This is a genomic window from Mesorhizobium sp. M7A.F.Ca.CA.002.04.1.1, assembly GCF_004022805.1.
Classification (GTDB): domain Bacteria; phylum Pseudomonadota; class Alphaproteobacteria; order Rhizobiales; family Rhizobiaceae; genus Mesorhizobium; species Mesorhizobium ciceri.
On record NZ_RZPL01000203.1, the window covers coordinates 1 to 8,033 of the forward strand.

General features: G+C 62.5%; 6 protein-coding genes. 4 read left to right on the forward strand and 2 right to left on the reverse strand.

Annotation, left to right across the window (positions count from 1 at the left end; translation table 11 throughout):
- Positions 1–2,389: DNA polymerase III subunit alpha (dnaE, locus tag ENZ75_RS13140; protein WP_128278130.1), on the reverse strand; the 2,389-nt coding region annotated here is incomplete at its 3' end.
- Positions 2,390–2,496: 107 nt separating this feature from the next.
- Positions 2,497–4,509, reverse strand: a complete 2,013-nt coding sequence (locus ENZ75_RS13145; RefSeq protein ID WP_063170220.1) for an acetyl/propionyl/methylcrotonyl-CoA carboxylase subunit alpha — start codon at positions 4,507–4,509, stop codon at positions 2,497–2,499.
- 198 nt (positions 4,510–4,707) lie between these two features.
- Here ENZ75_RS13145 and ENZ75_RS13150 point away from each other — a divergent pair, with 198 nt between their 5' ends.
- The 4 genes from ENZ75_RS13150 to ENZ75_RS13165 form a co-directional block, all read left to right on the forward strand.
- A complete protein-coding gene (locus ENZ75_RS13150) occupies positions 4,708–5,835 on the forward strand; it encodes an S-(hydroxymethyl)glutathione dehydrogenase/class III alcohol dehydrogenase (RefSeq protein ID WP_128278131.1) in 1,128 nt (375 codons plus the stop codon).
- A 69-nt stretch (positions 5,836–5,904) separates the two neighbouring features.
- Positions 5,905–6,375: a YaiI/YqxD family protein gene (locus ENZ75_RS13155; protein ID WP_013531944.1), complete on the forward strand. Its 471-nt coding sequence runs from the start codon at positions 5,905–5,907 to the stop codon at positions 6,373–6,375.
- 23 nt (positions 6,376–6,398) lie between these two features.
- Positions 6,399–7,076, forward strand: a complete 678-nt coding sequence (locus ENZ75_RS13160; protein WP_013531945.1) for a DUF1345 domain-containing protein — start codon at positions 6,399–6,401, stop codon at positions 7,074–7,076.
- A gap of 97 nt (positions 7,077–7,173) precedes the next feature.
- A partial coding sequence (locus tag ENZ75_RS13165) for a cytochrome b/b6 domain-containing protein (RefSeq protein ID WP_164887803.1) occupies positions 7,174–8,033 on the forward strand: 860 nt, incomplete at its 3' end.

Here is an 8,033-nt window from a genome sequence, read left to right on the forward strand (position 1 = left end):
GGTATGAAACCACCGCATAGGCGGCGGCGTGCGATTTGTTGAAACCATAGTCAGCGAACTTGGCCAGCAGGTCGAAAATGAAGTCGGCTTGCGGCTTGCCGACGCCACGCTCGACCGCGCCGGAGACGAAGCGCTCGCGCTGCTTGTCCATCTCGGCGCGAATCTTCTTGCCCATGGCGCGGCGCAGCAGATCGGCTTCGCCGAGCGAGTAGCCCGACAGCTCCTGCGCGATCTGCATCACCTGTTCCTGGTAGACGATGACGCCTTGCGTCTCCTTCACCAGATGGTCGATCTTGGGATGGATCGAGGCCATCTCCTCCTCGCCATGCTTGCGGGCGTTGTAGGTCGGGATGTTTTCCATCGGGCCGGGTCGATACAGTGCGACCAGCGCGATGATGTCCTCGATGCAGTCGGGCCGCATGCCGATCAGCGCCTTGCGCATGCCGGCACTTTCCACCTGGAACACGCCGACCACTTCGCCGCGCGACAGCATGGCGTAGGTCTCGGGATCGTCGAGCGGGATGGTTGCCAGGTCGATCTCGATGCCGCGCCGGCGGATCAGCTTCACCGCCGTCTCCAGCACGGTCAGCGTCTTCAGGCCGAGGAAGTCGAACTTCACCAGTCCGGCCTGCTCGACATATTTCATGTTGAACTGGGTGACGGGCATGTCCGAGCGCGGATCGCGGTACATCGGCACCAGCTCCGAGAGCGGCCGGTCGCCGATGACGATGCCGGCGGCGTGCGTCGAGGCATGGCGGTAGAGGCCTTCCAGCTTCTGCGCCATGTCGAGCAGCGTCTGAACGATCGGCTCCCTCTCGGCCTCTTCGGCAAAGCGCGGCTCGTTGGCGATGGCGTCGGCGAGCTTGACCGGATTGGCCGGGTTCTGCGGCACCATCTTGGAGAGCTTGTCGACCTGGCCATAGGGCATTTGCAGGACGCGGCCGACGTCGCGCAGCACGGCGCGCGCCTGCAGCGTACCGAAGGTGATGATCTGGCCGACCTGGTCGCGGCCGTATTTCTGCTGGACGTAGCGGATGACCTCCTCGCGCCGATCCTGGCAGAAGTCGATGTCGAAGTCGGGCATCGACACGCGGTCGGGATTGAGGAAGCGCTCGAACAGCAGCGAGAAGCGCAGCGGATCAATGTCGGTGATGGTGGTCGAATAGGCGACCAGCGAGCCTGCGCCCGAACCGCGGCCAGGCCCGACCGGAATGCCTTGCGCCTTGGCCCATTTGATGAAGTCGGCAACGATCAGGAAGTAGCCGGGAAACTTCATCTTGGTGATGATGCCAAGCTCGAAGTTCAACCGCTCGCGGTATTGCTCGACCGTATAGCCCGCGGTCGGGCCATGCATGGCAAGGCGCGCGTCGAGCCCCTCATGGGCCTGGCGGGCCAGTTCGTCGGCTTCCGCCTGCACGGCGGCGTCATTGTCGGCGACATCGCCGCCGGTGAAGCGCGGCAGGATCGGATTGCGGTTCTTCGGGTAATAGGAGCAGCGCAGCGCGATCTCGACAGTGTTGTCGATCGCCTCCGGCAGGTCGGCAAAGAGCCTTGCCATATCGGCCTGGCTGCGCAGGAAATTGTCGGGCGACAGCCGGCGGCGGTTGTCGGCGGCAACGACCGATCCCTCGGCAATGGCAATCAGCGCGTCATGTGCGTCATAGTCGTCGCGAGAGGAAAAGAACGCCTCGTTGGTGGCGACCAGCGGCAGTTCATGGGCATAGGCCAGATCGATCGAGGATTTTTCGATCACGCGATCATAACCGGAAACCCGATCAAGCTCGACATAGAGCCGGTCGCCGAACATCTCCTTGAGAGTCAGAAGCCGGGCTTCGGCCAGATCGCGGCGATCTTCCTTGAGCGCGGTGCCGATCGGTCCGCGCGGTCCGCCGCTGAGGCAGATCAACCCGTCACAATAGCCTTCCATCATTTCCGTGGTCAGGTGCACGGCTTCGCCCGGCGGCGTTTCGAGGTAGACGCGGCTGACCAGCCTGACCAGATTGGAATAGCCCGCCTCGGTCGCGGCAAGCAGAACGACCGGCCGCATATCGGGACCTTGCCGTCGGCGGTCGCGCTGGCCATCGCTGTTTTCGCCGGAAAAGGCGAGCGCCGTCTGGCAGCCGATGATCGGCTGGATGCCGTCCTTCACCGCCTTCTGCGCGAATTCGAGCGCGCCAAACAGGTTGTTGGTGTCGGTAACGGCGATGGCCGGGGCTTCGTCCTTGACCGCATGAGCCACCACCTTGCCGATCTGCAAGGCGCCTTCCAGCAGCGAATAGGCCGAATGCACGAGCAAATGGACGAAGGGCCGCGCCGGGGCCTCCGGCCGCGCCGCAGCAATCGCCGCTTCTCGCTTCAAGGGATCGCGGGGGAGTTTTTCGTCGGCCATGGTGCTGCGTGAAGGTCCTTGAGTCGATGGAGATGTATTGTCCGGGACCGCGCGATGCCAGTCCAGCACAAACCACTGCTGATCACAGGCTGCCTGCCCGGCTAGCCCTAAGCAAACTCCATGATCACAGCGTCGACAGCCAGGCTGTCGCCAGGCTTGGCGTTGAGTTTGGAGACGACAAGGTCGCGTTCGGCACGCAGCACGTTTTCCATCTTCATCGCTTCGACCACCGCCAATGTCTCGCCTGCCTTGACCTCCTGGCCTTCGGCAACGGCAATCGACACGACAAGGCCAGGCATCGGGCAAAGCAGCAGCTTCGACGTGTCCGGCGCCACCTTTTCGGGCATCAGCCTTTCCAGTTCGGCGGTGCGCGGCAGCATGGCGCGCGCGGTCACCGACATGCCTTTCCAGGCGATGCGAAAGCCATTGGCGACCGGCCTGACCTGAGCCGTAACCTTGCGCTTGCCGACCGTACCGCGCCAGACCAGATCGCCCGGCCGCCAGCCGGATGCAACGGTCAGCGCCTTGCCGCCCGCGATCGACAGATCGACTTCCATCGGAATGGAAATCATGCCCTCGATGATGGACGCCGACAGATAGTCATCATCGATCTTCACGACCCAGTCGCGCTTCAGCGCTCCCGAATGCGGCGCCAGGCGCCCGCCCAGCCGGTCAAGCCGATCACGTCGCAGCAGTTCCACTGCGGTCGCGATCGACGCCAGCACCGCTTTCTCGTCGTCGTTCGGCACGACCGGCGCGAAACCGTCGGGATATTCCTCCGATATGAAAGCGGTCGATATCCGCCCTTCCCGCCAACGCTGATGCTGCATCAAGGCAGCCAGGAACGGAATGTTGTGCTCGATTCCGTCGACGACGAAGCTGTCGAGCGCTTCCGACATGGCATCGATGGCTTCCAGACGCGTCGGCGCCCAGGTGCACAGCTTGGCGAGCATCGGATCGTAGAACATCGAGATTTCGGAGCCTTCGGTGACGCCGGTGTCGTTGCGGATGACGACATCGCCGAATTGTCCTTCCTCCGGCGGCCGGTAGCGGGTCAGCCGGCCGATCGAAGGCAGGAAATTGCGGTAAGGGTCTTCGGCATAGAGCCGGCTTTCCACCGCCCAGCCGTTCAGCTCGATGTCGCTTTGCTTCAGGCCAAGCTTTTCGCCGGCGGCGACGCGGATCATCTGCTCGACCAGATCGATGCCGGTGATGAGCTCCGTCACCGGGTGCTCGACCTGCAATCGTGTATTCATTTCAAGGAAATAGAAGTTCTTGTCCTTGTCGACGATGAATTCGACCGTGCCGGCGCTCTGGTAGTCGACGGCCTTGGCCAGCGCCACAGACTGCTCGCCCATGGCCTTGCGTGTCGCGGCGTCCAGGAATGGCGACGGCGCCTCTTCGGCGACCTTCTGGTTGCGTCGCTGGATCGAGCATTCGCGCTCGCCGAGATAGAGCGCGTTGCCATGCGCGTCGGCCAGCACCTGGATTTCGATGTGGCGCGGATCGACGACGAATTTCTCGATGAAGAGACGATCGTCGCCGAACGAACTCTTGGCTTCCGAGCGCGCGCGGTCGAAGCCATCGCGCACTTCGGCTTCGCTCCAGGCGATGCGCATGCCCTTGCCGCCGCCGCCGGCCGAAGCCTTGATCATCACGGGATAACCGATTTCGCCGGCGATCTTTTCGGCATGATCGGCATTCTCGATGACGCCGAGCCAGCCGGGCACGGTGGAAACCTTGGCGGCGTTGGCGAACTTCTTCGATTCGATCTTGTCACCCATCGCCTTGATCGCCTTGGGCTTCGGGCCGATGAAAATGATGCCTTCCGCTTCCAGCGCCTCACAGAAGGCCGCCCGCTCGGACAGGAATCCGTAGCCGGGGTGCACGGCCTGGGCTCCCGTCTCCTTGCACGCGGCGATGATCTTTTCAGGGACGAGATAGCTCAGCGCGGCTGGCGAAGGCCCGATATGCACCGCCTCGTCGGCCATCTCGACATGCACGGCGTCGCGATCGGCATCGGAATAGACCGCGACGGTGGCAATGCCCATCTTGCGCGCCGTCTTGATGACGCGGCAGGCAATTTCGCCGCGATTGGCGATCAGGATCTTGGTGAACATGCGAAATGTCATCCCTCGGGTCGGCCGTTCCTTTTATGGCCTGTGCTTGCAGGGTCAAGCCGACCATGCAATTCACTGCCTTTCAATCGACTTGCGATTCCAATTCATCGCTGTGGCCCAGTCGGGGAGCCAGCTGCCAGTTGATCGTGTCGGCAAAACCTGAAACCTTGGAAAAAAATTCGCATTGGAGGACGCCTGATGAAAACCCGCGCCGCTGTCGCTGTTGCCGCCGGAAAGCCGCTGGAGATCATGGAGGTCGACCTCGAGGGCCCGCGCGAGGGCGAAGTGCTGGTCGAGATCAAGGCGACAGGCATTTGCCACACCGACGAATTCACACTGTCGGGCGCCGATCCGGAAGGTCTGTTTCCGGCCATCCTCGGCCATGAAGGCGCCGGCGTCGTCGTCGATGTCGGCAAGGGTGTCACCTCGCTCAAGAAGGGCGACCACGTCATCCCGCTCTATACGCCCGAATGCCGCCAGTGCCCGTCCTGCCTGTCGAGAAAGACGAACCTCTGCACGGCGATCCGCGCCACGCAGGGCCAGGGCCTGATGCCCGATGGTTCGTCGCGCTTCTCGATCGGCAAGGACAAGATCTTTCACTATATGGGCTGCTCGACCTTCTCCAACTTCACCGTGCTGCCCGAGATCGCACTGGCCAAGGTCAACCCCGACGCGCCCTTCGACAAGATCTGCTACATCGGCTGCGGCGTCACCACCGGCATCGGTGCCGTGATCAACACCGCCAAGGTCGAGATCGGCGCCACCGCGGTCGTCTTCGGCCTCGGCGGCATCGGCCTCAATGTCATCCAGGGCCTGAAACTTGCCGGCGCCGGCATGATCATCGGCGTCGATTTGAACAACGACAAGAAGGAGTGGGGCGAGCGCTTCGGCATGACGCATTTCGTCAATCCGAAGGAGATCGACGGCGATGTCGTGCCCTACCTCGTCAACATGACCAAGCGTGGCGCCGACCAGATCGGCGGCGCCGACTACACATTCGACTGCACCGGCAGCACCAAGGTGATGCGTCAGGCGCTGGAAGCCTCGCATCGCGGCTGGGGCAAGTCGGTGGTCATCGGCGTTGCCGGCGCCGGCCAGGAGATCTCGACCAGGCCGTTCCAGCTGGTCACCGGCCGCACCTGGATGGGCACCGCCTTCGGCGGCGCGCGCGGCCGCACCGATGTGCCGAAGATCGTCGACTGGTACATGGACGGCAAGATCCAGATCGACCCGATGATCACCCACACGCTCAAGCTCGAGGACATCAACAAGGGTTTCGATCTCATGCATGAGGGCAAATCGATCAGAAGCGTCGTGGTTTACTGAGGAAGATCGCAGGCCGCGGTCCAACCGGCGCGCGGCCTCCGTGGTTCACAATGGGAGGAGAAAAGAAACATGAGCGAACTCCCCGCCATTCTCGTCGATGCAGACGCCTGCCCGGTCAAGGCCGAGGTCGAAAAAGTGGCCGACCGGCATGGCGTCGTTGTCACCTACGTCTCCAATGGCGGCCTGCGGCCGTCGCGCGATCCGATGGTCCGCAATGTCGTGGTCTCCAAGGGCGCTGATGCCGCCGACGACTGGATCGTCGACAATGCACGCACCAACGACATTGTGATCACCGCCGACATTCCGCTGGCCGCCCGCGCGGTGGCGCTTGGCGCCCATGTGCTTGGGCCAACCGGACGTCCCTTCACGCCGGAAACGATCGGCATGGCGGTGGCGATGCGCGACCTGAAGCAGCATCTGCGCGAGACCGGCGAAAGCAAGGGCTACAATGCCAGCTTCGCGCCGCAAGACCGGTCGCGGTTTCTGGGCGAACTCGATCGCATCTTGCGGCGTGCCATGAAATCGGCCACACCGGATTAGCGCTATCCAGGGCTGGAACCACCATGGCCGCCGAAGCTCCGATAGACAAACCCATGCAGCGCCACATGCTGTTTGCTGTGTCTGCCTGCTTCGGCGTCTTTGCGCTTCTGGTGGCGTTGCTGCTGCACGCTCCGCTTGCCTATTCGATCGGCGCCAACGCGTTCTTTGCCGCCTATGTCATTCTCGTCGTCGCCCAGATGCCGAAGTTCACCGGCAGGTATCTGAGCAAGAATGCGCGCGCCACCGACCAGCCGGTGCTGGTCATCTTCGCCGTGACGCTTGTCGTCGTCGGCGTTGCCGTTGTCGCATTGTTCCTGCTGATCAATCAGAAGGACAGAAGCCATCCCATCGAGCTCTTCTTCGCGCTGCTGTCGATCCCGCTCGGCTGGTTCACCATCCATGCCATGGCAGCGCTCCATTATGCTCATGTCTACTGGATGGATGGCGATGCGATGGATGCCGAGACCAGGAAGAAAATCCCGGTCGGCGGACTGCTGTTTCCGGGCGACAAACGGCCGGAGGGTTGGGACTTCCTCTATTTCTCGACGGTGATCGGCATGACGGCGCAGACCGCCGACACCAACATCTCGACGACGCATATGCGTCGTGTCGTGCTTGTCCACTCGATCCTGTCGTTTTTCTTCAACACGGTCATCGTCGCCGCTGCCGTCAATCTCGCCGTCAGCCTGGGCGGTCCGTAATAAATCCGTGATCGGATGAAACATCGGTTTGGATCGCGACGTATCAGGAGGACAATGAGCGCGCAGGCCATGCCGCGAGGCCGGGAGACGAAACACGATGGAATCCGTTGCCAGAAGCCAATCCGCCGCCGATCCAGGCGCTTCGGCGTCGAACGACAAAACGCTGATTTACCGGCAGTCGCGCTGGACGCGGCTGACGCATTGGCTGTGGGCCATCTCGCTGTTCTTCATGCTGTTGTCCGGCCTGCAGATCTTCAATGCCCGTCCGCAGCTCTATATCGGCAAGCAATCGGGCTTCGATTACAACAACACCATCTTCGCCATCGGCGCCGAGAACTCCGATGCGGGTCCGCGCGGCTACACGGAGATCTTCGGCAAACGCTTCAACACCACTGGGGTGCTCGGCTGGTCGGGTCCGGCCGGCCAGGAGACGTCCCGCGCCTTCCCGTCCTGGGCGACCATCCCGTCCTACTATGATCTCGGCACTGCGCGCGTCATCCATTTCTTCTTTGCCTGGATACTCACCACGACGTTGATCGTCTGGCTGGTCGCCAGCATCGTCAACGGTCACATCCGCCGCGATCTCGCGCCACGCCTCGACGATTTGAAGCGGTTGCCGCAAGACATCGTCGACCACGCCAAGCTCAAATTCCACCACACGCGCGAATACAACACGCTGCAGAAGATGGCCTATGGCGGGGTTCTGTTCGTGCTGCTGCCGCTGATGATCATCACCGGTCTGGCGATGTCGCCAAGCATGAACTCGGTGCTGCCTTTCCTCAACGATCTGCTCGGTGGCCGGCAGACGGCACGCACCATCCATTTCACCGTGATGGTGCTGCTGGTCGCCTTCTTCGTCGTCCATATCCTGATGATCCTGGCCGCCGGCCCGATCAACGAGCTGCGCTCGATCATCACCGGCTGGTACCGCACCGATCCTCCCGCACAGAACGACAA

Coding starts and splice junctions, on each gene's coding strand:
- ENZ75_RS13145 (WP_063170220.1), bottom strand. CDS start 4,509: ATGTTCACCAAGATCCTGATCGCCAATCGCGGCGAAATTGCCTGCCGC.
- ENZ75_RS13150 (WP_128278131.1), top strand. CDS start 4,708: ATGAAAACCCGCGCCGCTGTCGCTGTTGCCGCCGGAAAGCCGCTGGAG.
- ENZ75_RS13155 (WP_013531944.1), top strand. CDS start 5,905: ATGAGCGAACTCCCCGCCATTCTCGTCGATGCAGACGCCTGCCCGGTC.
- ENZ75_RS13160 (WP_013531945.1), top strand. CDS start 6,399: ATGGCCGCCGAAGCTCCGATAGACAAACCCATGCAGCGCCACATGCTG.